Here is a 21,415-nt window from a genome sequence, read left to right on the forward strand (position 1 = left end):
GCCGGGGATACCGGCCCGGGTCAGCGCCTCCGCTGGCAGCGCGGGCAGAAGTGCGAGGAGCGGTTCATGAAGGCGGCACGGGTGATCGGCGTGCCGCAGCGCGGACAGGGCTTCCCGCCACGACCGTAGGCGTTCAAGGAGTGCGCGAAGTAGCCGGCCTGCCCGTTGACGTTGACGTACTGGGCATCGAAGCTCGTGCCGCCCTCGGCGAGAGCCTTCTGCAGGACCGACCGCACCTCGGCGAGCAGGCGATTCACGGCCCGGGTCGGCAGAGCGTCGGCCGGTGTCTCCGGATGGATGCGGGCCGCCCACAGCGACTCGTCGGCGTAGATGTTGCCGATGCCGCTCACGACACCCTGGTCCAGCAGCACCCGCTTGATCGCGCTGTGCCGCCGGGCGAGGGCAGCACGGAAGACCGCGTCGTCGAAGAACGGGTCGAGCGGGTCACGCGCGATGTGCGCCACCTGCGTCGGGATCCGGGAGGGACCGTCGGGGACGAGGGCATCGACGGCCAGCGATCCGAAGGTGCGCTGATCGGCGAACACGATCGCGAGCTCGCCGTGTCGCGGGTGCTCGATGCTCAGACGGATCCGCTCGTGCCGCTCGGATGGAGCGTCCGGCGCGCGGAGCAGCATCTGGCCGCTCATGCCCAGATGCGCGATCAGAGCGGAGTCGTCGGAATCGAGCGGCAACCAGAGGAATTTGCCCCGCCGCGCGGCCGCGGTGAAGCGGCGACCCTCCAGACGATGGACGAAGTCCACGGCTCCGGCGGTATGCCGAGTGAGAGCGCGTTCATCGAACACGCTCACGCCGGTGATGACGGCGTCCACCGCGGCCGGGGCGAGGCCCGAGCGGACGACCTCGACCTCGGGGAGCTCAGGCACGTTCGCTGAGGGTGCGCCAGGCGCTGAGTGCCGCCGCCATCTCCGCCGTCTTCTTGCTGCTGCCGGCACCCGTCATGCGAACGTCGCCGACGGCCACGGTCGCGGTGAAGCGCCGGTCGTGGTCGGGGCCGCTGGCCTCGACCGAGTACTGCGGCGGCGTGGCGCCGAGGCGTGCCGCGAGCTCCTGCAGGCTGGTCTTCGGGTCCATCGCCGCGCCGTACCGCTCGGGGTCGGCGAGCAACGGCTCGGTCAGACGCAGGACGAGCGCCGTCGCGGCCTCGGGCCCGGCGGACAGGTAGGTGGCGCCGATGACGGCCTCCATGGTGTCCGCGAGGATCGAGTCCTTGTCGCGACCACCGGTCTGCTCCTCACCGCGTCCGAGCAGCAGGTGACTGCCCAGATCGATGCCGCGAGCGACCTCCGCCAGGGCGACCGTCGACACGACGCTCGCACGACGCTTCGCCAGCTCCCCCTCGTCGAGCTCGGGGTGCCGTGTGAACAGCATGACCGTGACGGCCTGCCCCAGCACCGAGTCGCCGAGGAACTCGAGACGCTCGTTGTGCGGGATGCCGCCGTGCTCGTACGCGTAGGAGCGGTGGGTGAGGGCCAACTCCAGAAGCTCCGCGTCGATATCGACGCGGAGCTTGTCTGGGAGAGGCCTCGTCCCCCCGGGGACCTCCGTCACGGTTCGCGACTCAGACGTCGGCGACCTTGCGGCCCTTGTACTCGAGGAAGAGCTCGGTGCCCTGCGAGTCGGTGACGACCTTCGCCTGGTGCGGACGGCTGTAGACGACCTTGCCGTTCTCGATGGTCTTGACGAGCGCGGGGGCCTCCGCCTTCCACTGCGCGCGACGCGAGCGGGTGTTCGAACGGGAGACCTTGCGCTTCGGGGGGTTACCAGCCATGACTAGCTCTCTTCTTTCTCGGCGGCACCGCGTTCTGCCGTGCCGTCCTGGTCTGTGATCTGCTGGAGCGCGCTCCACCGAGGATCGATGGGAGCGGCCTGCTCCGTTCCGGTGCTCTCGGTCAGCCTCTCGCCTGTGACCGGGTCGAGCCCGAGGCAATCCGGCTGACACACCGGCTGAAAAGGAAGGGCCAAAACGGCCGCATCCCTGACGAGAGTTTCAAGATCCACGTGGTCGTCTTGAACCTCGAAGTCAGTTTCTTCCTCACCAGGATACGCGAAAAGCTCCTGGAACTCGACTTCGACGGGCCGGGCGATGTCGGTGAGGCATCGACCGCACACGCCGACGTACTCGCCCTCCGCCTCTCCGGTGACGAGGATGCCCTCGTGGACGGACTCCAGGCGCACGTCGAGATCGAGCTCCGAGCCCGCTTCGAAGGAGACGATGCCCTCCCCCCACTGCTCCGTCAGGGGCACCGAGAAGGAGTGCTCGCGCATCTCCCCCGGGCGCCGGACGATGTCACGGACGGGGAGGACGAAAGGGCTGTTGAGTCGGGAACGCACCCCGCCATGCTACCCGGGTCACCGGAGAGGAGGGCCGGGAGACCGCCGGGAGCGGGACGCGGATCAGATCCCGCGCGCGCCGGTGTCGAGGAACGAGGCGACCGCCGGCGGCACGAAAGGCGACACGTCTCCACCGAGGCTCGCGACCTGCCGCACCAGGGAGCTCGAGACCATCGCATGCGCGGGGTCAGGGAGCAGGAAGACGGTCTCGATGTCGGCGAGGTGCCGGTTGACGATCGCCATCGGCGACTCGTACGCCACGTCGACCTGCGAGCGGATCCCCTTCACGAGCACGCCGGCGTTCACATCGCGCGCGTAGTCGACGAGCAGACCCATGCTCCAGGACCCGATGACGATGTTGCCCGCCATGCCGTCCTCGGCGATCGAGCGCTCCAGGAGTGCCAGCCGCTGCGCGATCGGCAGCATCGCCTCTTTGCCCGGGTTGTGCACGACGAGCACGTGCAGCTCGTCGTAGAGGGCGGCCGCACGCCGGATCACGTCGAGGTGACCCAGGGTCGGCGGATCGAAGGAACCCGGGACGACGGCGATCCGGCTGCTCATGGCATCCAGCCTAGGGCACCCGGAACGGCGATCAGTTCTTCGCGAGGGCCGCGCGATCCTCGTCGGTGACGCGCCGTCCGATGGCCTCCCGGAGCCCGGGATGCGCCGCCAGCTCGGGGTCGATGGCGAGGATGTCCTCCGCGAGCTCGCGAGCCCGGGTGATGAGGGCGGCGTCCTTGACGACGCGCAGCAGTTTGAGGGACGACCGCACCCCGGCCTGTGCCGCGCCGAGCACGTCGCCCTCGCCGCGGAGTTCGAGGTCGACCTCGGCCAGCGCGAAGCCGTCGAGGGTGGCGGCGACCGCGTCGACACGCTCGCGGGCCACCGATCCGGCCTCGGCCTCGGTGACGAGAAGACAGAGTCCCGGAACCCCTCCTCGGCCCACCCGACCGCGGAGCTGGTGCAGCTGGGAGACCCCGAAGCGGTCCGCGTCCAGCACGATCATCGTCGAGGCGTTGGGGACGTCCACGCCCACCTCGATCACGGTCGTCGCGAGGAGGAGGTCGATCTCCCCGCGAGCGAAGGCCTGCATGACGGCGTCCTTCTCCTCGGAGGGCATCTTCCCGTGGAGCACCGCCCGCCGGAGCCCGCCGAGGGTCGGATGGGTGGCCAAGGCCTCGTCGAGCTGGACCACGCCCCAGCGGGGGCCCTTGCCGCCCTCGGGGGCGAGCAGCGCCTGCTCCCCCGCCTCGGCCGTCTTCGCTGCGGTGTCGATGGCCGCGCAGACAGCGAACACCTGCCGGCCCTGCGCGATCTCCTCCGCTGCCCGTTCCCACACCCGGTTGAACCAGCCGGGATGCTCGGCCAACGGCGCGACGTACGACTCGATGCCGGCGCGGCCGGCCGGCATCGTGCGGATGACCGAGGTGTCGAGGTCGCCGAAGACCGTCATCGCGACCGTCCGCGGGATGGGCGTCGCGGTGAGGACGAGCGCGTGCGGGCTGGATCCCTTCGCACGCAGCGCCTCCCGCTGCTCGACCCCGAACCGATGCTGCTCGTCGACCACGACCAGCCCGAGGTCGGCGAACGTGGTCTTCTCCCCGAGGAGCGCATGGGTGCCGACCACGATCAGCGCCTGGCCGGAGGCGACGCGCAGCGCGGCCTTGCGACGGTCGGCAGCCGGCATCTGCCCGGTGAGCAGGGTCGGCATCAGCAGGGGGGCGAGCTGCGGACCGAGCATCTTCGTGATCGAACGCAGATGCTGCCCCGCGAGGACCTCCGTCGGCGCGATCAGAGCCGCCTGTCCCCCGCTCTCGGCGACCTGCAGCATCGCCCGCAGGGCCACCAGCGTCTTTCCCGAACCGACCTCGCCCTGCACCAGTCGGTTCATCGGCCAGGAGCCGACGAGGTCGTCTGCGATCTGCGCACCGACCGTCTCCTGGTCGGGCGTGAGCGTATAGGGCAGGGCGGCGTCGAAGCGTTCCAGGAGGCCGCCTGGGGTCGCCGGCCGCGAGGTGGCGGCCAGAGCCCGCACCGCGTCACGCTGCTGGAGCAGGGCCGTCTGCAGGGTCAGCGCCTCGTGCATGCGCAATGTGCGCACCGCGGGATCGATGTCGTTGCGGGAGCGCGGGCGGTGGATCGCCTCCAGCGCCTCCCGCGCCGTCAGCAGCTCCTCGCGGGTGCGGATCTCCGGGGTCAGCGGGTCCGGCACGGTCGGGAGGTCGTCCAGGACACGACCGACGAGCCGGGCGATCTGCCACGTCTGGATCGCGGAGGTGGCCGGGTAGATCGGGATCGGCACGGCTGCCCTGGCATCGGCACGCCGCCGCGCCGCGTCCTCGTCGTCGAACAGTTCGTACTCCGGGTGGGCGAACTGGGTCATCCCGTTGAACTCGCCGACCTTGCCGGAGAACACGCCACGGCGTCCGACCGCCAGATCCTTGGAGCGCCATTCCGCTGCGCCGACGTTCTTCGCGAAGAAGGTCAACGACATGCGACCGACGCCGTCGCCGATGACGACGTCGACCATGGCTCCCGGCCGGTTGCGCATCCGACGGAAGCTCGACGAGAGGACCTCCGCGACGATGGTGACGGTCTCCCCGATGGGGAGGTCGCGGATGGGGGTGAGCTCGCCGGGGTCGGCGTACCGACGCGGATAGTGCGCGAGCAGGTCGCCGACGGTCTTCATGCCGAAGGCGCGGTCGAGCGTCTTGGCCGACGCCGCACCGAGGGCCTCCTCCAGCGAGGATTCGAGCGTGAGCGACATGCTCCGAGTCTAGGGAACCGCACGGACACGACCGCCCGCGCCCTGTCGTATCGTGAACGGGTGACGAGGATCATCGCCGGAACGGCACGCGGCACCCGGCTCGACGTCCCCGGTGCCGGGACACGGCCGACGAGCGATCGCGTGCGCGAGTCGCTGTTCGGCGCCCTGGAGTCGCTCGACGCGATCGCGGGTGCCAGGGTGCTCGACCTCTACGCGGGCTCCGGCGCGCTCGGGCTCGAGGCCCTGAGCCGCGGCGCCCGAAGCGCCGACCTCGTGGAGCGCAACCGGCAGGCGGCAGCCGTCGTACGCCGCAACGTCGCGGCAGTGACGAAGGCATCCGGCGCCGCGTCCGCGAAGGTCCAGGAGGCGACCGTCCGGGCGTTCCTCGGCCGAGCGTCCGGGTCGTACGACCTCGTGTTCACGGATCCGCCGTACGACATCGACGACGAGGCGATGGACGGTGACCTGGCCGCCCTCGCTCCGCTGCTCAGCGACGACGCCGTCGTGGTCGTCGAGCGTGCCCGCCGTTCCCCGACCCCCGACTTCACGGCGGCCGGGCTCCGCGTGTTCCGGGAGAAGACCTACGGCGACACCACCCTCTGGTGGGCCGAGCCGGACCGCGACGAGCCGGCGTCCGCGGCCGTTCAGCCGGAGACGGAATCCCAGTCCCGGTAGGGATCCCAGCCGCTCACATCCACAGGACGGTCGTCGCAGAGCAGGTCCTCGTCGCCGCGCGACCGCACGACACCGATCGCGCGGAACCCCGGCGGCAGCACGCCGTCCGGGAACGTCGCGAGCAGCGCATGGTCCTCACCGCCCGCGAGCGCCCGCTCCGGGTTCGCACCGAGCGCCGCGCCGTCCAGCGCGAGGGTGACGCCGGAGGCCTCCGCAAGGCGACGCGCATCGAGGGCGAGGCCGTCCGAGACGTCCATCATCGCGGTCGCGCCGGCGGCCGCCGCGGCGACGCCGAGGCCGATGGGCGGGGATGGTCGCAGCTGCGCGGCGACCGCGGCGCTCTCCCCCGCCGCGAGGGCCGGAGGATCGACCGGCACCGGCGTCTCGCCGTCCCGGAAGCGTCCGAACAGCACCGCCAGTCCGTGCGCGGCATGGCCCAGCTCCCCCGCCACGGCGACGACGTCGCCCGGTCGCGCCCCCGCCCTGGTCACCGGAGGGCGGCCTTCGAGGTCGCCCAGTGCCGTCACGGCGACCGTGAGCACCTCGGACACCGTGAGGTCGCCGCCGACGACCGCGCACCCGGGGGCGAGCGCCGCGCAGGCCTCGCGGAAGCCGTCAGCCAGGCGCTCCACGAAGGACAACCGGAGCTCACGCGGCACGGCGAGAGCCACGAGCAGGGCGGTGGGACGCGCGCCCATGGCGGCGATGTCGGCGAGGTTGACCGCCGCCGCCTTCCACCCGAGGTCGTAGCCGCTCGTCCAGGCGAGGCGGAAGTCCGGCCCGTGCACGAGGGTGTCGGTCGTCGCGACGACGGAGGCGGAGGGAGCCGCGATGACGGCGGCGTCGTCACCCGGCCCGAGGAGCGTGTGCGCGCCGGGCGCGGTGCGCTGGAGGATGGCGCGGAGGATGCGGCCCTCCGAGAGATCTCCCAGGCGCGGATCGTCGGAGTCGGGTCGGGAGGGCATGTCGTCAAAGGTAGCCTGGATGCATGCTTCGTTCCCGCCGCCTCGCTGCCGTCGCGGGGTCGATCACCCTCGCCGCCGGACTCGCCGGATGCTCCACCACCGTGCATCTCGAGCCCGCGGAGGACGCGAACGACCCGGCCTGCGCGAACGTCTCCGTGCTCCTGCCGGACACCGTCGGCGGCTACGAGCGGGTGTGGACCGACGCGCAGGCGACAGGCGCGTGGGGCGATCCCACGGTCGTCCTGCGTTGCGGCGTGGAGCCGCCCGCCCCGTCCGACCTCGTCTGCACCACCCTCGGTGGCGTCGACTGGTTGGTCCTGGAGCAGGAAGACGAGCGCCAGCGCCTCGTCACCTACGGTCGGGAGCCCGCCATCGAGGTCATCATCCGCCGCGGCGAGCAGGTCGACTTCCAGTCGATCGTCGACAGCCTCTCGTCGAACATCCAGTCCGGACTCGCACCGGCCACCACGCAGTGCACGGACCGGGTGGAGTTCCCCGCGAGCTGAGCGCCCGCAGGGAACGCCGATGTCAGCGGCGCAGACCCGCCTCGACCAGTTCGGTGATGAGATCGCCGTAGCTCAGCCCTGAGGCGACCCAGCACTTCGGGAACATCGAGATGGGCGTGAATCCGGGCATGGTGTTGAGCTCGTTGACGACGAGCTCGCCGTCCGGGGTGAGGAACATGTCGACGCGGGCGAGGCCACGACCGTCCACCGCCTGGAAGGCACGCACGCCGGCCTCCTGGACGGCCGCCACCTCCGCCTCGCTCAGCTCCGCGGGGCACACCACATCGACGCCGTCGCCACCGAGGTACTTGCCCTCGAAGTCGTAGAAGCCGCGGTCGGTCAGCACGATCTCCCCCGGAAGGGAGGCGCGGACGCCGTCGGCGGTCTCCAGGACCGCGACCTCGATCTCCCGCCCGGTGACACCGGCCTCGATGAGGACCTTGTCATCCTCGGCGAAGGCGATGGCGAGGGCGGCGTCGAGCTCCTCCGGAGCCGTCACCTTCGAGACGCCGACGCTCGATCCGGCGCGCGCCGGCTTGACGAAGACGGGCAGGCCGAGCTCGACAGCACGGCGGCGCACGGCCGCAGGGTCGACGTCCCACTCGCGGCGGCGCACGGTCACGCCCGGTGCCACCGAGATGCCAGCGGCCCGCAGCGCGATCTTCATGAAGTGCTTGTCCATGCACAGCGCCGAGTCGAGCACGCCGCCGCCGGCATAGGGCACCTCGAGCGTGTCGAAGTAGCCCTGGATGGTGCCGTCCTCGCCGTGGGGTCCGTGCAGGATCGGCAGGACCACGTCGATCTCGCCCAGCCCCTCGGTCGCGCCGCCCGGGTGCACGACGCGCAGAGTGCGGTCGCCGCCGGGCTCCGGCCAGAGCACCCGGGTGCCGTTGTCCACGACCTCGGGCAGGTGCGCGGCGTCCAGCGGGAACTTCGCCGGATCGTCGTCCTCCAGGACGAAGGCGCCCTCGCGGGTGATCCCCACCGGGATCACGGCATACCGGTCACGATCGATCGCGCCCAGCACTCCCCCCGCCGTTGCGGAACTGATCGAATGCTCGCTGGAGCGCCCTCCGAAGAGCACCACCACCGTCTGCTTGTCCATGGTTGGTCCTCTCCCCCTGCGGGGTGTCGTCGTCCGTCGTCAGATGCGGGGCGATGTCCCGGGGATCCATCTTGCCGTCGAGCACCATCTTCACCTGCTCCACGATCGGCATGTGCACATCGGCTTCGCGGGCGAGCTGCAGCACGGGGGCGACCGAGGCCAGACCCTCCGCCGTCTGCTGCATCTGCTTCACCACATCCTGGAAGCTGTATCCCTGTCCGAGCAGCCGCCCGGCCGTGTTGTTGCGGCTCAGCGGCGACTGACACGTCGCGATGAGGTCGCCGAGCCCCGCCAGTCCCTGCAGGGTCTCCGGCTGGGCACCGTTCGCCACCGCGAAGTCGGTCATCTCGACGAGGCCGCGGGTGATGATCGAGGCCTTCGTGTTCTCGCCGTAGCCCACGCCGTCGACGATCCCGATGGCGACGGCGATGAGGTTCTTGAGCACCCCGCCGAACTCCGTGCCGATGACGTCGGTGTTCACGAACGTGCGGAAGTAGGAGTTGCGCGCGGCGCGGGCCACGACGTCCGCCGTCTCCTGGCTGCGCGACGAGATCACGGCCGCGGTCGGCTGCTCCCGCGCGATCTCCAGCGCGAGGTTGGGGCCGGAGGCGACGGCGACCCGGTCGGGATCGCACTGCAGCTCCTGCTGGATCACCTGACTCATGCGCAGTCCGGTGCCACGCTCGACGCCCTTCATGAGGCTGACGATCTTCGCGTCGCCCGAAGCGATCAGCGGGCGCAGCGCCTTGAGGTTCTCCCGCAGCGACTGACTCGGCACGGACAGGTACACCTGGTCGACGCCCTCGAGGGCGGTCGCCAGCTCATGCGTGGCCGCCATCGTGCGGGGCAGGTTGATGCCGGGCAGGTAGCGCGAGTTGCGCTTCGCCTCATCGATCTCGTGCGCCAGCTCCGCACGGCGCGCCCACATCGTCACGTGAGCGCCGCCGTCGGCGAGGATCTTGCCGAACGTGGTGCCCCAGCTGCCGGCGCCGATCACGGCGACGCGGGGTCCGGCCGGCGCGGTTCTCTTAGGGGTCAAGGCGTCCGGTCTCCTTCTGGCCGTGGCTCGCCGGATTCCAGCGCTCCGCGGGGGCCTTCTCGCCGCGCACCTGCTCCAGCAGCGCGGTGATCGCGTTCATGAGGCGGTTGGTGGCCTCCGTCAGCGCCGCCGGCTCGCCGGCGCGACCGCGGAGGTCGGACACGTCGACGGGGTCGCCGATGATCACGGTGACGGGCTTCCGGAGCGGCCAGAGGCTGAGCCCCTTCTGGTAGCGGCCCATGATCGCCTGAGTCCCCCACTGGGCCATCGGGATCAGCGGGATGCCGTCGGCGAGGGCGAGCCGCACCGCTCCCGACTTGCCGCGCATCGGCCACATGTCGGGGTCTCGGGTGAGCGTGCCCTCCGGGTACACGATGACACCGCGACCGTGCTCCACGAGAGCCGCCGACTGGGCCATCGTCTGCTTCGCGGAGGACGCCGAGGACGTGCGCGCGACCGGGATCATCCCCGTCTTGCGCAGGAACCATCCGAGGACGGGGACCCGGAAGAGGCTCTCCTTGGCCATGAACCGCGGGGCGCGCCCGATCCGCCAGACCGCCATGGCGACGATCAGCGGATCGAACTCCGAGTAGTGGTTCGGCGCGAGGACGAATGAGCCCTCGCGCGGCAGCTTCTCCGCACCGACGATCCGGATCTTCGCGATCAGCGACACCACCGGGACGACGATCGCCGCGAGCGGCCAGAAGACGCTCGGACGCGTCTTCTCCGGAGACCGGGACGCCATGGGGCTCACCGGATGACGTCGAAGTCGGCGCCGAGCGCGTCGAGCTTGGCGAGGAACTTCTCGTATCCGCGGCTCAGGATGTCGACCCCCGACACCTTCGACTCGCCCGTGGCCGTCAGCGCCGCGATCACGTGGCTGTAGCCACCGCGCAGATCGGGGACGACGATGTCGGCGCCGTGGAGCGGCGTCGGGCCCGTGATGACGGCGGCCTGCTCCAGGTCACGACGCGGCACGCGCCGCGGGCCGTCCTGCAGCCCGCGCGGGTGCACGACGATGTCGGCGCCCATCTTGACGAGCGCCTCGGTGAAGCCCATGCGGTTCTCGTACACGGTCTCGTGCACGACGGAGCGGCCGTGCGCCTGGGTGAGCGCGACCACGAGCGGCTGCTGCCAGTCGGTCATGAAGCCGGGGTGCACGTCGGTCTCGATCACGACCGGCTTGATGTCGCCGTCGCGACGGAAGAGGATGCCGTCCTCCTGGATGTCGAACCAGCCGCCCGCCTTCCGGAAGACGTTGAGGAAGGTGAGCATCTCCTGCTGCTTCGCGCCGCCGACGAAGATCTCGCCGTCGGTGGCCAGAGCGGCCGAGGCCCACGAGGTCGCCTCGTTGCGATCGAAGATCGACCGGTGGTCGTAGCCGCGGAGCTTCTCGACGCCCTCGATGAGGATGACGCGGTTGGGCTCGTAGGAGATGATCGCGCCCATCTTCTGCAGGACGGCGATGAGGTCCATGATCTCGGGCTCGATCGCCGCGTTGCGCAGCTCGGTGATGCCCTCCGCCCGCACAGCGGTGAGGAGCACCTGCTCCGTGGCGCCGACGCTCGGGTACGGGAGGTGGATGTTGGCACCGTGCAGACGGGCCCCGCCGGTCGAGAGGCGGATGCCGCTGGGGAGCTTCTCGACGATCGCGCCGAACTTCCGCAGCGCGTCCAGGTGGAAGTCGATCGGCCGGTCGCCGATGCGGCAGCCGCCGAGGTCGGGGATGAACGCCTGGCCGAGGCGGTGCAGGAGCGGACCGCAGAACAGGATCGGGATCCGGGAGGCGCCCGCATGCGCGTCGATCTCCTCGAAGTGGGCCGACTCGACGTCGCTGGGGTCGAACACCAGGGAGCCGGGCTCGTCGCCCTCCGACACGCGGACGCCGTGCACCTCGAGCAGCGAGCGCACCACGGCGACGTCGCTGATGGCCGGCACGTCGCGCAGGACGCTCGTGGTCTCCCCGAGCAGAGACGCGACCATCGCCTTGGTGGCGAGGTTCTTCGCGCCCTTGACGTCGACGCGTCCGCGCAGCGGACGGCCTCCGCGGATGGCGAGGACGTCTCCGGTCAGCGCGGGGACGTCGTCGGAGAGAGCGTCGCGCACGGGTGTCGTCATTCGGGGCCTCACTTCATTCATCGGGGGCGGGGTTACCCCTGGCTCCCCCGCCCCCTCCGTCTCACTGGACGGGAAGGGTCCGCGGCCGCCACGACTCGCGACGGGCCTCGAACTGCGCGATCTTGTCTTCGTTGCGCAGCGTGAGCCCGATGTCATCGAGCCCTTCGAGGAGCCGCCATCTAGTGTAATCGTCGATCCCGATGTCGGCCTGGAAGCCGGCCTCCGCGCCCCCGGTCGGGTCGCCGATGGAAGCGGTGCGCGCCTCGAGGTCGACCGTCATCCGCGCGCCGGGATCGGCGTCCATGACGGCCCAGAACCGCTCCAGATCCGCCTCCGAGATGGTCGCGGCGAGGAGTCCCTGCTTGCCCGCGTTCCCGCGGAAGATGTCGGCGAAGCGGGGGCTCAGCACGACCTTGAAGCCGAAGTCGCGGAGCGCCCACACGGCGTGCTCACGGCTGGAACCCGTACCGAAATCGGGTCCGGCGACGAGGACGGACGCCCCCTGGTACGGCGCCTGGTTGAGCACGAACCCGGGGTCCTGCCGCCAGCCGTGGAACAGCGCGTCCTCGAAGCCGGTCTTGGTGACGCGCTTGAGGAACACCGCCGGGATGATCTGGTCGGTGTCGACGTTCGACCGCTTCAGCGGCGCGGCGATGCCCGTGTGGGTGATGAACTTCTCCATGGTCAGGCCTCCAGGTCGCTCGGGCTGGACAGGGTGCCGCGGATGGCGGTCGCCGCCGCGACGAGAGGGGACACGAGGTGCGTGCGGCCCCCCTTGCCCTGGCGTCCTTCGAAGTTGCGGTTCGAGGTGGAAGCGCAGCGCTCCCCCGGGGCGAGCTGATCGGGGTTCATGCCCAGGCACATCGAGCACCCCGCGAAGCGCCACTCCGCCCCGAAGTCCTTGATGATCCGGTCCAGGCCCTCGGCCTCGGCCTCCAGTCGCACGCGGGCTGAGCCGGGAACGACCATCACCCGCACACCGTCGGCCTTCTTCTTGCCCTGGATGATGGAGGCGAAGGCGCGGAGGTCCTCGATGCGGCTGTTCGTGCACGAGCCCATGAACACCGCGTCGACCGGGACCTCCTTGAGGGGGGTACCCGGCGTCAGGTCCATGTATTCCAGTGCACGCTCGGCGGCTGCGCGCTCGTTGGGGTCGGCGATCTCCGCGGGGTTCGGCACCGCGGCGGAGAGCGAGCTGCCCTGCCCGGGGTTCGTTCCCCACGTCACGAACGGCTCCAGCTCGTCGGCGTCGATGAAGACCTCGGCGTCGAAGGTGGCACCTTCATCGGTCGGCAGGGTGCGCCAGTAGGCGACCGCGTCGTCCCAGTCCTGCCCCTTCGGCGCGTGCGGACGCCCCTCGAGGTAGGCGAAGGTCGTCTCGTCCGGAGCCACCATGCCCGCGCGGGCCCCCGCCTCGATCGACATGTTGCAGATCGTCATGCGGCCCTCCATGGAGAGCGCGCGGATCGCGCTGCCACGGTACTCGAGCACGTAGCCCTGACCGCCGCCGGTCCCGATCTTGGCGATCACGGCGAGGATGATGTCCTTCGCGGTGACGCCGGGACGCAGCGTGCCCTCGACGGTGATCGCCATCGTCTTGAACGGCTTCAACGGCAGGGTCTGGGTCGCCATGACGTGCTCGACCTCGCTGGTGCCGATGCCGAACGCCATCGCGCCGAACGCGCCGTGCGTCGAGGTGTGCGAGTCGCCGCAGACCACGGTGATCCCGGGCATGGTGAGGCCGAGCTGCGGGCCGACGACGTGCACGATGCCCTGCTCCGCGTCCCCCAGCGAGTGCAGGCGCACGCCGAACTCGGCGGCGTTGCGGCGCAGCGTCTCGATCTGCGTGCGGCTGGTGAGATCGGCGATGGGTTTGTCGATCTCCCACGTCGGCGTGTTGTGGTCCTCCGTGGCGATCGTCAGGTCGAGCCGCCGGAGCGGCCGCCCCTCGCTGCGGAGGCCGTCGAAGGCCTGCGGGCTGGTGACCTCATGCACGAGATGCAGGTCGATGTAGATGAGGTCGGGCTGGCCGTCCTCGCCCTTGACGACGAGGTGGTCGTCCCAGACCTTCTCGGCGAGCGTCCTGGGGCGTGCGGAATCCGCACCGGCGGTGGTGGTCATGGCGTGTCTCCTGTGGATGGCGGTTCGGCCCACGATGGACTCCGCGACGAGGAGGGGCTCAGATCGAGGTCTCGCCGCGGCCGCTAAGAAGGAGCACGGTCCGCATGACGTCAGGTTACCACCGCTCGGACACGCCGAGACACGCCGTGACACTCTGTTGCTCACCCGCCGACCGAGAGGCCCCGCATGACCGTCGACACCGCCCGCTTCGCCACCCGCGCCGTCCACGCCGCGAGAGGCCGGGCCGCTGCCGCCTCCCGCGTGACGCCGATCTACCTGACGGCCGGTTTCGAGTTCGACGACTTCGATCACGCCGCCGACCACTTCGGCACCGGTACCGGATTCGGGTACACGCGCACCGGCAATCCGACGGTGCACGCGGTGGAGCGGCAGCTGGCGAGCCTGGAATCCGGTGCGGACGCCGTACTCGTGGCCAGCGGACAGGCCGCCGTGACGACCGCCCTGCTCTCGGTCGTGGGGGCGGGCGATCACATCGTCTCCTCGACCCACATCTACGAGGGCACCCGCGGGCTGTTCCTGGACAACCTCGCCAGACTCGGCATCGAGACGACGTTCGTGGACGACATCGCGGACCCGGATGCCTGGCGGGAGGCCGTGCGCCCGACGACCAGGGCCCTGTTCGCGGAATCGCTCGCGAACGCGCGGAACGACTTCCTCGACGTCGCGGCGGTGAGCGCGGTGGCCGACGAGATCGCCGTTCCGCTGATCGTCGACAACACCCTGGCCACCCCGGCGCTCCTCCGGCCGCTGGAGCACGGCGCAGCCATCGTGGTGCACTCGGCGTCGAAGTTCCTCGCGGGTCAGGGCGCGGTTCTCGGCGGCGTGGTGATCGATGACGGCCGATTCGATGCCGACCGCGCCGGGCACAACGCCCCGCACCTCGTGCTGCCGGGACGGGGCGGCGCCCCCAGCGTCTTCGCCCGGCACGGCGGCCGCGCGCGCATCGGGTACGCCAGAGAGTCGGTGGCTCCGCGGTTCGGTGCCTCGCCCTCGCCCCTCAACGCGTTCCTGATCGGCCAGGGCACCGAGACGCTCGGCCTGCGCGTGGAGCGGCAGTCGCAGAACGCCCTCGCCGTCGCACGCTGGCTCGCCGCGCATGACGCCGTGGAGAGCGTGGACTACGTCGGCCTGCCCACGCACCCGCACCACGAGACCGCGGTGCGTTACCTCGACGGCGGCTTCGGCTCGATCTTCACCTTCACCCTGCGCGGCGGCCTGCCCGCGGCCCGTCGCTTCGTGGAGGAGGTGTCGGTCTTCACGCACATGACCCACATCGGCGACGTGCGGTCGCTCGTGCTGCACCCGGGTACGACCAGCCATGCGCAGCGCACCGACGAGGAGCGCCGGATCCTCGGTGTGGGCCCCGGCACGCTCCGACTGTCGATCGGCATCGAGGACGTCGACGACCTGATCGGGGATCTGGCGCGGGTGCTCGAGAGCGTCCGGGAGACGGTGGCATGAGCCGCCTGCAGCACTTCGGGTGGTTCCTCGCCCGGGGCTTCGGCCCTCAGGGGTGGGGCTATCCGTCCCTGGACTGGGACTACGACTGGACGCGACCGGAGATCTACCAGGAAGCCGCGCGCACCCTCGAGCAGGCCGGATTCGACCTCGTGATCGTCGAGGACAGCCCCTCCCTCGGCTCGGCGGAGACGATCGATCTGCGCGTGCGTCACGCGTTCGGCGGCCCGAAGCACGATCCCCTGCTGCTCGCCCCGTACCTCTTCCAGGCGACCCGTCATCTCGGAGTGGTGCCGACCGTGAATCCGGCGGCCTCGCTGCCGTACACGTCGGCGCGCCAGTTCGCGACGCTGCAGCATCTGAGCGGGCACCGGCTCGGCCTCAACGTGGTCACCGACACCGGCAGCGCCCGCCACTTCTCCGCGGCCCCGCAGCTCGGCCACGACGAGGCGTACGACCGTGCCGAGGAATGGCTCGCCGGCATCCGCGCGCTCTGGCGGAGCTGGGACGAGGGCGCCCTGGTCGCCGATCCCGGCTCCGGCGTCTATGCGGACGGCACCCGCATGCGCCCGGTGCAGCACCGCGGGGCGCACTACGACTTCGACGGCCCCTTGAACGCCCTGCCCTTCACGGACGGGGAGCCGGCCATCGTCTCCCCCGGCGGCTCGGGGCGCGGCCTGGCGTTCGCGGGTGCCAACTCGGACGTCCAGCTCGCGCTCGCACCGCTGCACGAGAAGGCGGTACGGGAGTATCGGCAGCGCGTGTACGACGCCGCGATCGCCCGGGGACGCCGTGCCGAGGACGTCAAGATCCTCTTCGCGATCCAGCCCGTGATCACGGCGTCCGCCGAGGAGGCCGACCGGATCGTGGCCGCCTCCGCACACCCGGACGACGCCGCACTCGCGCAGATCGCCCGGAAGCAGTCGAGTGATCTGGAGACCGATCTCACGGCCCTCGATCTGGACCGTCCCCTCGACCCTTCGGTCTTCGGAGCCCATGTCTCCCGCGGGAGCATCCAGCGGCTGATCGGCGACCGCGGAGAGGATGCCCCGCTCCGCGCGCACCTCACCGCACTCGCCCGCACCGGCCGGCTGCACGACCGCAGCGGTTTCGTGGGCACCGCAGAGGAGTTCGCCGATCTCGTCGAGGAGCTCGGTGAGTGGGGCAACGACGGCGTGCTGCTCTGGGGCGACTTCCACCCCGTGACCCTGCATCGCACGCTCGACGAGCTGGTGCCGATCCTCCGCCGCCGCGGGCTGCTCCGGCGCGAGTACGCGGACGGCGGCCTGCAGGCCAACCTGCAGTCGTTCTGACCCGCTCCGCGCGGACTCAGTCTCCGACGGGGGCGACGCGCTTCTCCGCGCGCTTCTCCCTGGACGACGCGATCAGGCTCGCGATCGTCGCGACCGTCATCGACACGAGGATCACGCCGAGCGACACCATGTTGTCGATGTCGGGCACCCACTCCACGTGCTCGCCGCCGTTGATGAACGGGAGCTCGTTGACGTGCAGCGCGTGCAGGATCAGCTTGATGCCGATGAACCCGAGGATGACGGCGATGCCGTAGTGCAGGTAGCGGAGGCGGTCCAGGAGGTCGCCGAGGAGGAAGTAGAGCTGGCGCAGCCCCATGAGGGCGAAGATGTTCGCTGCGAAGACGAGGAAGCCGTTGGTCGTGATCTCGAAGATCGCGGGGATCGAGTCGATCGCGAAGATGAGGTCCGTGACGCCGATCGTGATGAACACGATGATCATCGGCGTCCACATGCGCGTCCCGTCGACGGTCGTGCGGATCTTCGAGCCGTCGTAGGTCTCGCTGATGTCGATCCGACGGCGGAGCAGCCGGACGATGAAGTTCTCGCGCTTGACGTCGTCCTCGTGCTCGCCCTCCGGCATCGCCTGCCGGATGGCGGTGTAGACGAGGAAGGCGCCGAACAGGTAGAAGATCGGCGAGAAGTTCTCGATGATCGTCACGCCCACGAGGATGAAGAGCCCGCGCAGGACCAGCGCGATGATGATCCCGACCATCAGCACCTGCTGCTGCAGACGTCGCGGCACCGCGAACTGCGCCATGATCAGCACGAAGACGAACAGGTTGTCGACGGAGAGGCTGTACTCCAGCGCCCACCCGGTGATGAAGTCCCCGGCGTTCTGCCATCCGCCCACATTGCCCAGCAGCACCGCGAAGAGCAGCGCGAGGCCCACGTAGAACACGACCCACAGCGTCGACTCCTTGGTGGAGGGGATGTGCGGGCGCAGCCGGATGAGGAGCAGGTCGCCGATCAGGATGATCGTGAGGACGACCATCGACGTGATCTCGAACCAGACGGGGATGTCCACGGGCGCTGTGCACCTTTCGCGAGGGGTCGGGAATGAGTCGAAAGTCTCTCCCCCGCAGATGTGCGGCGCGCGCCCGGAGCAGCGGTGTCGATGCTCGTGATGACGTTACGCGCGGATTCGGGATACTCCCTCTCGCCCGGGCCATGCTACCGGAGGTGGGAGCCGCGCGGACGAGGAAGTCCCCACCCGCTGCGGATCCGATGCCGTGCTGAGACGATGGGTCATCCGCCGACACTCTCGAGGGAGAGACACCGAACGGAACCAGGATGCCCGCGCAGACGAGTGACCAGCGATGGGCCGCCCAGGCGGCGGCCGGCGATCAGAGCGCCTTCCGCGCGCTGTACCGCGCCCACGTGCGCCCCGTGTACTGGATCGCCCACGGGATCCTGGGCTCCCCCGCCGACGCGGAGGACGTGGCGCAGGAGACCTTCGTGGTCGCCTGGCGGAAGCTTCCGGATCTGGAGCTGCAGGGAGAGTCGATCCTCCCCTGGCTCGCGACGATCTGCCGCTTCCAGTCCGCGAACCGGCTGCGCCAGCGCCGTCGCGACCAGGCGCACACGACGGACGCGGCGGACGATCAGCTCCCGGACGTCGTCAGCGTCGAGGAGCAGGTGATCACGGCGGCGCTCGCCGCGAGGATCGCCGCGGAGGTGGGCACCCTGAGCGAGCTCGACCGGGAGATCTTCCGGCTGTGCGCGTCCGAGGGCTACGCGTACCAGGCCGCCGCCGACGAGCTCGGCGTGACGCACGCCGTCGTCCGGAACCGTCTCTCACGCGTGCGCACCCAGCTGCGCGGCGCCGTCAAGGAAGTGAGGGACGCATGAACCACCAGACTCCGCAGGAGAGCCTCCCGCCACTGTCGGACGCGACCGTCGCCCGGATCGAGGAGGCCGTCTTCACCGAGATCCGCAGCGAGCGGCGCCCGCTGTCTCCGCGAACCGAACGCGCCCGGAACCGTCGACGCCGATTGCTCACCGCCGGAGGGATCGCGGCGGCCTTCGTCGTCGGGGTCCTGGTGACCCCGCCGATCCTCGGCGCCGTCGGAGGCGGCGGCTCGTCCGTATCCACAGCGGACGGCACCGCGGGCTGGTCGACCGACGAGGCGGGCTCGGCCGTGCCGGACCGCGCCGTCGAAGGGGCGACCCTTCCCGGCACCGTCGGATCGGACGCCGCGGCGTCTGCCGAGGACGCCCGTGACATCGTCGCCACCGCCCAGGCGTCGGTGCAGGTGCGGGACATCGCCGACGCTGCATCCGCCATCGGCGATCTCGCCGTCGAGCACGGCGGCTACGTCGAGAGCACCGAGGTCGGCCGAGCGGTCTCGTCGGATGCCCCCGCCGAACCGGCTCCCGCGGATTCCGGGTACGGCTGGATCACGGTCCGCATCCCCGCCGACGATCTGACCACGGTGATCGCCGCCCTCGGCGACACCGGTGAGGTGCTGTCGTCCTCCGTCACGAAGCAGGACGTCACCGCCACGGCGATCGACCTCCGCGCCCGCGTGGAGTCGACCCGCGCGTCGGTGCAGCGGCTCACGGAGCTCATGGGGCAGTCGGGCACTGTCGCCGATCTCATCGAGGCCGAAGTCGCGCTCACCGATCGCCAGGCGCAGCTCGAGTCGTACGAACAGCAGCTCGCCGCGCTGGAGGACCAGGTGACCCTGTCGTCGCTCACCGTGGAGCTGTCCCGCAGCGGCACCGCGGCGTCGGCAGACCCCGCCGGCTTCGGCGACGGTCTGCTGGCCGGGTGGAACGGGCTCGTGGTCTCACTCAACGCCCTGGTGATCGCGGTCGGCTTCCTCCTCCCCTGGCTCGCGGTCGCCGCCGTCGTCGTCCTGATCGTGTGGCTCCTCCGCCGCGGCCGGCGGAAGCGGCGGGCGCCCGCAGCTCCGCCCGTCCGGGAGGATTAGCGGGAACCGCGCTTTTCCGCGGTATACAAGAACTCTTGTGCGCATCCGGGTCGCTGCTTAGCCTTCGGAGCGTGGAAGACATCTCCGTGATCACCGCCGTGCATCACCCGCTGCGGCGCCGCATCTACGACTATCTGCTGCTGTACGGCACCTCGCAGGTGACCGCCCTCGCCCGTGCGCTCGACAGCCAGGTCGGCAGCATCAGCCATCACCTCAGGATGCTCGAGCGGGCCGGGATCGTCGAGCGTGCCGCCGATCCGACCGGCGACCGGCGCACGAGCTGGTGGACCGTCGCCCGGCGCGGCCTCACCTGGTCGGTGGAGGACTTCGTCGACTCCCCCGCCGATGCCCTTCTCGCCCGGGAAGCACAGCGGGAGGGCATCCGCATGCAGATCGACCGCCTCCAGCGCTGGCACCGACGCCGAGGGGAGCCCGCCGTCGCGGCCTACGACGCCTCCAACACGGAGACCACCGCGTGGGCGACCCCGGAGGAACTGCGCGACCTCTCCGCGCGCGTGCTGGACGTGGTGCGGGACTGGCAGGCCTCGATCGACGAAGGCGACGGCCAGGCGCGCACGCCCGTCTTCTTCTTCGCTCACGCGTTCCCCACGGAGCCGTGATGACCGCGCTCACCCCGCCCCTCGAGCTCACCAGTCCTCCTCCGTTCCGGCGTGACCGGATGGTGCACGCGTGGATCGGCGTGAAGGCTCTGTCCGACGCCGGCGACGCCGTGTGGACGATCGCGTTGGCGTGGACGGCCGTGCAGATCGCCTCCCCCGCCGTCGCCGGACTCATCGTCGCCGCCGGCACGGTTCCGCGCGCGATGGTGCTGCTCTTCGGCGGGGTCATCGCGGATCGCGCCGACGCCCGCCGGGTGATGATCGCCTGCAATGCGGTGCGTGTGGGGGTGCTCGTCGCCGCCGCCGTGTGGACGGTCTCGCATGCGCCCACCGTGCCCGTCCTGCTCGCCGCCGCCGTGGCGTTCGGGGTGTGCGACGCGTTCTACGAACCCTCCGCCGGCACCATCGGGCGACAGCTGGTACGCACCGACGATCTCCCCTCCTACGCGGCCGTCATCCAGACGGCGTCGCGCCTCGGCACGATGGGGGGCGCCGCACTGGGCGGCCTGCTCGTCGCCCAAGCCGGTCTCGCGGGGAGCGCATCCGCGAACGCGGTGACCTTCGCCCTGGTCGTCGGGTTCCTGGCGATCGTCCTGCGCCCGCGGTTCCGGCTCGCCCGGGCCCCGCGCACCTCGTCCCTGCGCGCGATCGGCGCGGCGTTCGCCCACCTCGGAGCGACCCCCACGACGCGCACTCTCGTCATCGCCCTCTCCGGACTCAATCTCGCCGTGGGCCCCGCCATCGGCATCGGCCTGGCTCTGCGGGCGCACGACGAGGGTTGGGGGGCTCCCGCGGTCGGCCTCTTCGAGGGCCTCCTCGGCCTCGGCGCCGCCGTGGGGGCTGCCGCGGTCGCGAGATGGCGGCCGCGCCACGAGGCGCGGAGCGGGTTCGGCGCGCTCCTCGTCCAGGGAGCGGGAATCGTCGCGCTCGGGTTCGGCCCCGTCTGGACCGTGGCCGTCGCCGCCACCGTCGTCGGCGCCACCGCGGGCTACGCCTCCGTGCTGCTGAGCGCGACCTTCGCCGCGACGGTGGACACCGCCTTCCTCGGTCGGATGGGGTCCCTCACCCGGCTCGGCGACGACTGCCTGATGCCGCTCGCGATGGCGGGCTTCGGCGCGCTCGCGACGGTCACCGCCGTCTGGGTGCCGTTCGTCGTGGCCGGTGGAGCGATGACGGCGCTCATGCTCGTACCGCTCCGGGCTCGTGCGTTCCGGACCCTGTCGCTGCGCGCGGACGACTGACGCGCACGCTCGGGAACGGCGAAAGCCCCCCGGAGAACCGGAGGGCTTTCGACGTGTTGTGTGACCCCAGCGGGATTCGAACCCGCGTTACCGCCGTGAGAGGGCGGCGTACTAGGCCGCTATACGATGGGGCCGTCTTGCGGAGCTTTTCCGTTCCGCGACAACCGTTCAAGTATGCCAC

22 protein-coding genes and 1 tRNA gene are annotated in these 21,415 nt (G+C 70.8%); 8 read left to right on the forward strand and 15 right to left on the reverse strand.

All coding sequences use genetic code 11. The annotated features are described in order from the left end of the window. Nucleotides 1–20: 20 nt before the first annotated feature. The 6 genes from mutM to M4D53_RS02325 all read right to left on the reverse strand — a co-directional run bounded on the left by mutM (nucleotide 21) and on the right by M4D53_RS02325 (nucleotide 5,119). A complete protein-coding gene (gene mutM / locus M4D53_RS02300; RefSeq protein ID WP_259951669.1) occupies nucleotides 21–884 on the reverse strand; it encodes a bifunctional DNA-formamidopyrimidine glycosylase/DNA-(apurinic or apyrimidinic site) lyase in 864 nt (287 codons plus the stop codon). After that, a complete protein-coding gene (gene rnc, locus M4D53_RS02305; RefSeq protein ID WP_060923098.1) occupies nucleotides 877–1,569 on the reverse strand; it encodes a ribonuclease III in 693 nt (230 codons plus the stop codon). Before rnc ends, mutM begins: the two co-directional genes overlap by 8 nt. Before the next feature lie 10 nt (nucleotides 1,570–1,579). Continuing rightward, a complete protein-coding gene (rpmF, locus tag M4D53_RS02310; protein ID WP_013586329.1) occupies nucleotides 1,580–1,789 on the reverse strand; it encodes a 50S ribosomal protein L32 in 210 nt (69 codons plus the stop codon). A gap of 2 nt (nucleotides 1,790–1,791) precedes the next feature. Next, nucleotides 1,792–2,286, reverse strand: coding sequence for a YceD family protein (locus tag M4D53_RS02315; protein ID WP_025103319.1), 495 nt, complete (start codon nucleotides 2,284–2,286; stop codon nucleotides 1,792–1,794). A 129-nt stretch (nucleotides 2,287–2,415) separates the two neighbouring features. Then, nucleotides 2,416–2,913, reverse strand: a complete 498-nt coding sequence (gene coaD, locus M4D53_RS02320) for a pantetheine-phosphate adenylyltransferase (protein ID WP_259951673.1) — start codon at nucleotides 2,911–2,913, stop codon at nucleotides 2,416–2,418. A gap of 31 nt (nucleotides 2,914–2,944) precedes the next feature. After that, the gene (locus M4D53_RS02325; RefSeq protein ID WP_187663964.1) at nucleotides 2,945–5,119 is read right to left on the reverse strand and encodes an ATP-dependent DNA helicase RecG; all 2,175 of its coding nucleotides are present in this window, start codon (nucleotides 5,117–5,119) and stop codon (nucleotides 2,945–2,947) included. Between the two features lie 60 nt (nucleotides 5,120–5,179). On the opposite strand from M4D53_RS02325, the gene rsmD reads away from it, so the two are divergent. Continuing rightward, the gene (gene rsmD, locus M4D53_RS02330) at nucleotides 5,180–5,794 is read left to right on the forward strand and encodes a 16S rRNA (guanine(966)-N(2))-methyltransferase RsmD (protein ID WP_259951674.1); all 615 of its coding nucleotides are present in this window, start codon (nucleotides 5,180–5,182) and stop codon (nucleotides 5,792–5,794) included. On the opposite strand, the gene thiL is transcribed toward rsmD, so the two are convergent. Beyond that, on the reverse strand, nucleotides 5,764–6,759 hold the full coding sequence (thiL, locus tag M4D53_RS02335) for a thiamine-phosphate kinase (RefSeq protein ID WP_259951675.1): 996 nt from the start codon (nucleotides 6,757–6,759) through the stop codon (nucleotides 5,764–5,766). The genes rsmD and thiL overlap by 31 nt on opposite strands. 23 nt (nucleotides 6,760–6,782) lie before the next feature. Here thiL and M4D53_RS02340 point away from each other — a divergent pair, with 23 nt between their 5' ends. Further along, nucleotides 6,783–7,265 carry a DUF3515 family protein gene (locus M4D53_RS02340; protein ID WP_259951677.1) on the forward strand — a complete coding sequence of 161 codons (483 nt, stop codon included), beginning with the start codon at nucleotides 6,783–6,785 and terminating at the stop codon, nucleotides 7,263–7,265. 22 nt (nucleotides 7,266–7,287) lie between these two features. On the opposite strand, the gene M4D53_RS02345 is transcribed toward M4D53_RS02340, so the two are convergent. The 6 genes from M4D53_RS02345 to leuC all read right to left on the reverse strand — a co-directional run bounded on the left by M4D53_RS02345 (nucleotide 7,288) and on the right by leuC (nucleotide 13,648). Next, nucleotides 7,288–8,370: a D-alanine--D-alanine ligase family protein gene (locus tag M4D53_RS02345; RefSeq protein ID WP_259951678.1), complete on the reverse strand. Its 1,083-nt coding sequence runs from the start codon at nucleotides 8,368–8,370 to the stop codon at nucleotides 7,288–7,290. Next, nucleotides 8,270–9,409: an NAD(P)H-dependent glycerol-3-phosphate dehydrogenase gene (locus M4D53_RS02350; protein WP_259951679.1), complete on the reverse strand. Its 1,140-nt coding sequence runs from the start codon at nucleotides 9,407–9,409 to the stop codon at nucleotides 8,270–8,272. Before M4D53_RS02350 ends, M4D53_RS02345 begins: the two co-directional genes overlap by 101 nt. Beyond that, complete coding sequence (locus M4D53_RS02355; protein WP_187663958.1) at nucleotides 9,399–10,154, reverse strand: lysophospholipid acyltransferase family protein; 756 nt, start codon at nucleotides 10,152–10,154, stop codon at nucleotides 9,399–9,401. Before M4D53_RS02355 ends, M4D53_RS02350 begins: the two co-directional genes overlap by 11 nt. Before the next feature lie 5 nt (nucleotides 10,155–10,159). Next, on the reverse strand, nucleotides 10,160–11,527 hold the full coding sequence (murA, locus tag M4D53_RS02360) for a UDP-N-acetylglucosamine 1-carboxyvinyltransferase (RefSeq protein ID WP_259951680.1): 1,368 nt from the start codon (nucleotides 11,525–11,527) through the stop codon (nucleotides 10,160–10,162). A 61-nt stretch (nucleotides 11,528–11,588) separates the two neighbouring features. Further along, nucleotides 11,589–12,209, reverse strand: coding sequence for a 3-isopropylmalate dehydratase small subunit (leuD, locus tag M4D53_RS02365; protein ID WP_259951682.1), 621 nt, complete (start codon nucleotides 12,207–12,209; stop codon nucleotides 11,589–11,591). Nucleotides 12,210–12,211: 2 nt separating this feature from the next. After that, complete coding sequence (leuC, locus tag M4D53_RS02370; protein ID WP_187663955.1) at nucleotides 12,212–13,648, reverse strand: 3-isopropylmalate dehydratase large subunit; 1,437 nt, start codon at nucleotides 13,646–13,648, stop codon at nucleotides 12,212–12,214. 186 nt (nucleotides 13,649–13,834) lie between these two features. Between leuC and M4D53_RS02375 the strand changes: the two genes are divergently transcribed. Together M4D53_RS02375 and M4D53_RS02380 are read left to right on the forward strand one after the other, a co-directional pair. Then, entirely contained in the window at nucleotides 13,835–15,130 is a 1,296-nt protein-coding gene (locus M4D53_RS02375) for an O-acetylhomoserine aminocarboxypropyltransferase/cysteine synthase family protein (RefSeq protein ID WP_259951684.1), read from the forward strand. Continuing rightward, the gene (locus M4D53_RS02380) at nucleotides 15,127–16,440 is read left to right on the forward strand and encodes an LLM class flavin-dependent oxidoreductase (RefSeq protein WP_259951685.1); all 1,314 of its coding nucleotides are present in this window, start codon (nucleotides 15,127–15,129) and stop codon (nucleotides 16,438–16,440) included. The genes M4D53_RS02375 and M4D53_RS02380 overlap by 4 nt, the downstream gene beginning before the upstream one ends. A gap of 16 nt (nucleotides 16,441–16,456) precedes the next feature. Here M4D53_RS02380 and M4D53_RS02385 read toward each other — a convergent pair whose 3' ends face one another. Further along, the gene (locus tag M4D53_RS02385) at nucleotides 16,457–17,464 is read right to left on the reverse strand and encodes a TerC/Alx family metal homeostasis membrane protein (RefSeq protein ID WP_259951691.1); all 1,008 of its coding nucleotides are present in this window, start codon (nucleotides 17,462–17,464) and stop codon (nucleotides 16,457–16,459) included. Nucleotides 17,465–17,730: 266 nt separating this feature from the next. Here M4D53_RS02385 and M4D53_RS02390 point away from each other — a divergent pair, with 266 nt between their 5' ends. The 4 genes from M4D53_RS02390 to M4D53_RS02405 all read left to right on the forward strand — a co-directional run bounded on the left by M4D53_RS02390 (nucleotide 17,731) and on the right by M4D53_RS02405 (nucleotide 21,234). Further along, a complete protein-coding gene (locus M4D53_RS02390; protein WP_187663951.1) occupies nucleotides 17,731–18,288 on the forward strand; it encodes an RNA polymerase sigma factor in 558 nt (185 codons plus the stop codon). Further along, nucleotides 18,285–19,373: a DUF4349 domain-containing protein gene (locus M4D53_RS02395; protein WP_259951692.1), complete on the forward strand. Its 1,089-nt coding sequence runs from the start codon at nucleotides 18,285–18,287 to the stop codon at nucleotides 19,371–19,373. The genes M4D53_RS02390 and M4D53_RS02395 overlap by 4 nt, the downstream gene beginning before the upstream one ends. Nucleotides 19,374–19,444: 71 nt before the next feature. Continuing rightward, the gene (locus tag M4D53_RS02400) at nucleotides 19,445–19,993 is read left to right on the forward strand and encodes a helix-turn-helix domain-containing protein (protein ID WP_259951693.1); all 549 of its coding nucleotides are present in this window, start codon (nucleotides 19,445–19,447) and stop codon (nucleotides 19,991–19,993) included. Next, nucleotides 19,993–21,234 carry an MFS transporter gene (locus tag M4D53_RS02405; protein ID WP_259951694.1) on the forward strand — a complete coding sequence of 414 codons (1,242 nt, stop codon included), beginning with the start codon at nucleotides 19,993–19,995 and terminating at the stop codon, nucleotides 21,232–21,234. The genes M4D53_RS02400 and M4D53_RS02405 overlap by 1 nt, the downstream gene beginning before the upstream one ends. Before the next feature lie 61 nt (nucleotides 21,235–21,295). Here the strand turns inward: M4D53_RS02405 and M4D53_RS02410 are convergent. Continuing rightward, a tRNA-Glu gene (locus M4D53_RS02410) sits at nucleotides 21,296–21,368 on the reverse strand. Between the last annotated feature and the right edge of the window lie 47 nt (nucleotides 21,369–21,415).

It is taken from the genome of Microbacterium meiriae (assembly GCF_025143875.1).
Taxonomy (GTDB): domain Bacteria; phylum Actinomycetota; class Actinomycetes; order Actinomycetales; family Microbacteriaceae; genus Microbacterium; species Microbacterium meiriae.

Bases quoted from the DNA above. Each gene is read 5' to 3' on its own strand.
- M4D53_RS02315 (WP_025103319.1), bottom strand. From the start codon at position 2,286: ATGCGCGAGCACTCCTTCTCGGTGCCCCTGACGGAGCAGTGGGGGGAG.
- M4D53_RS02325 (WP_187663964.1), bottom strand. From the start codon at position 5,119: ATGTCGCTCACGCTCGAATCCTCGCTGGAGGAGGCCCTCGGTGCGGCG.
- rpmF (WP_013586329.1), bottom strand. From the start codon at position 1,789: ATGGCTGGTAACCCCCCGAAGCGCAAGGTCTCCCGTTCGAACACCCGC.
- M4D53_RS02380 (WP_259951685.1), top strand. From the start codon at position 15,127: ATGAGCCGCCTGCAGCACTTCGGGTGGTTCCTCGCCCGGGGCTTCGGC.
- murA (WP_259951680.1), bottom strand. From the start codon at position 11,527: ATGACGACACCCGTGCGCGACGCTCTCTCCGACGACGTCCCCGCGCTG.
- M4D53_RS02355 (WP_187663958.1), bottom strand. From the start codon at position 10,154: ATGGCGTCCCGGTCTCCGGAGAAGACGCGTCCGAGCGTCTTCTGGCCG.
- thiL (WP_259951675.1), bottom strand. From the start codon at position 6,759: ATGCCCTCCCGACCCGACTCCGACGATCCGCGCCTGGGAGATCTCTCG.
- M4D53_RS02390 (WP_187663951.1), top strand. From the start codon at position 17,731: ATGCCCGCGCAGACGAGTGACCAGCGATGGGCCGCCCAGGCGGCGGCC.
- M4D53_RS02340 (WP_259951677.1), top strand. From the start codon at position 6,783: ATGCTTCGTTCCCGCCGCCTCGCTGCCGTCGCGGGGTCGATCACCCTC.
- coaD (WP_259951673.1), bottom strand. From the start codon at position 2,913: ATGAGCAGCCGGATCGCCGTCGTCCCGGGTTCCTTCGATCCGCCGACC.
- M4D53_RS02405 (WP_259951694.1), top strand. From the start codon at position 19,993: ATGACCGCGCTCACCCCGCCCCTCGAGCTCACCAGTCCTCCTCCGTTC.
- leuD (WP_259951682.1), bottom strand. From the start codon at position 12,209: ATGGAGAAGTTCATCACCCACACGGGCATCGCCGCGCCGCTGAAGCGG.
- M4D53_RS02395 (WP_259951692.1), top strand. From the start codon at position 18,285: ATGAACCACCAGACTCCGCAGGAGAGCCTCCCGCCACTGTCGGACGCG.
- M4D53_RS02345 (WP_259951678.1), bottom strand. From the start codon at position 8,370: ATGGACAAGCAGACGGTGGTGGTGCTCTTCGGAGGGCGCTCCAGCGAG.
- M4D53_RS02375 (WP_259951684.1), top strand. From the start codon at position 13,835: ATGACCGTCGACACCGCCCGCTTCGCCACCCGCGCCGTCCACGCCGCG.
- leuC (WP_187663955.1), bottom strand. From the start codon at position 13,648: ATGACCACCACCGCCGGTGCGGATTCCGCACGCCCCAGGACGCTCGCC.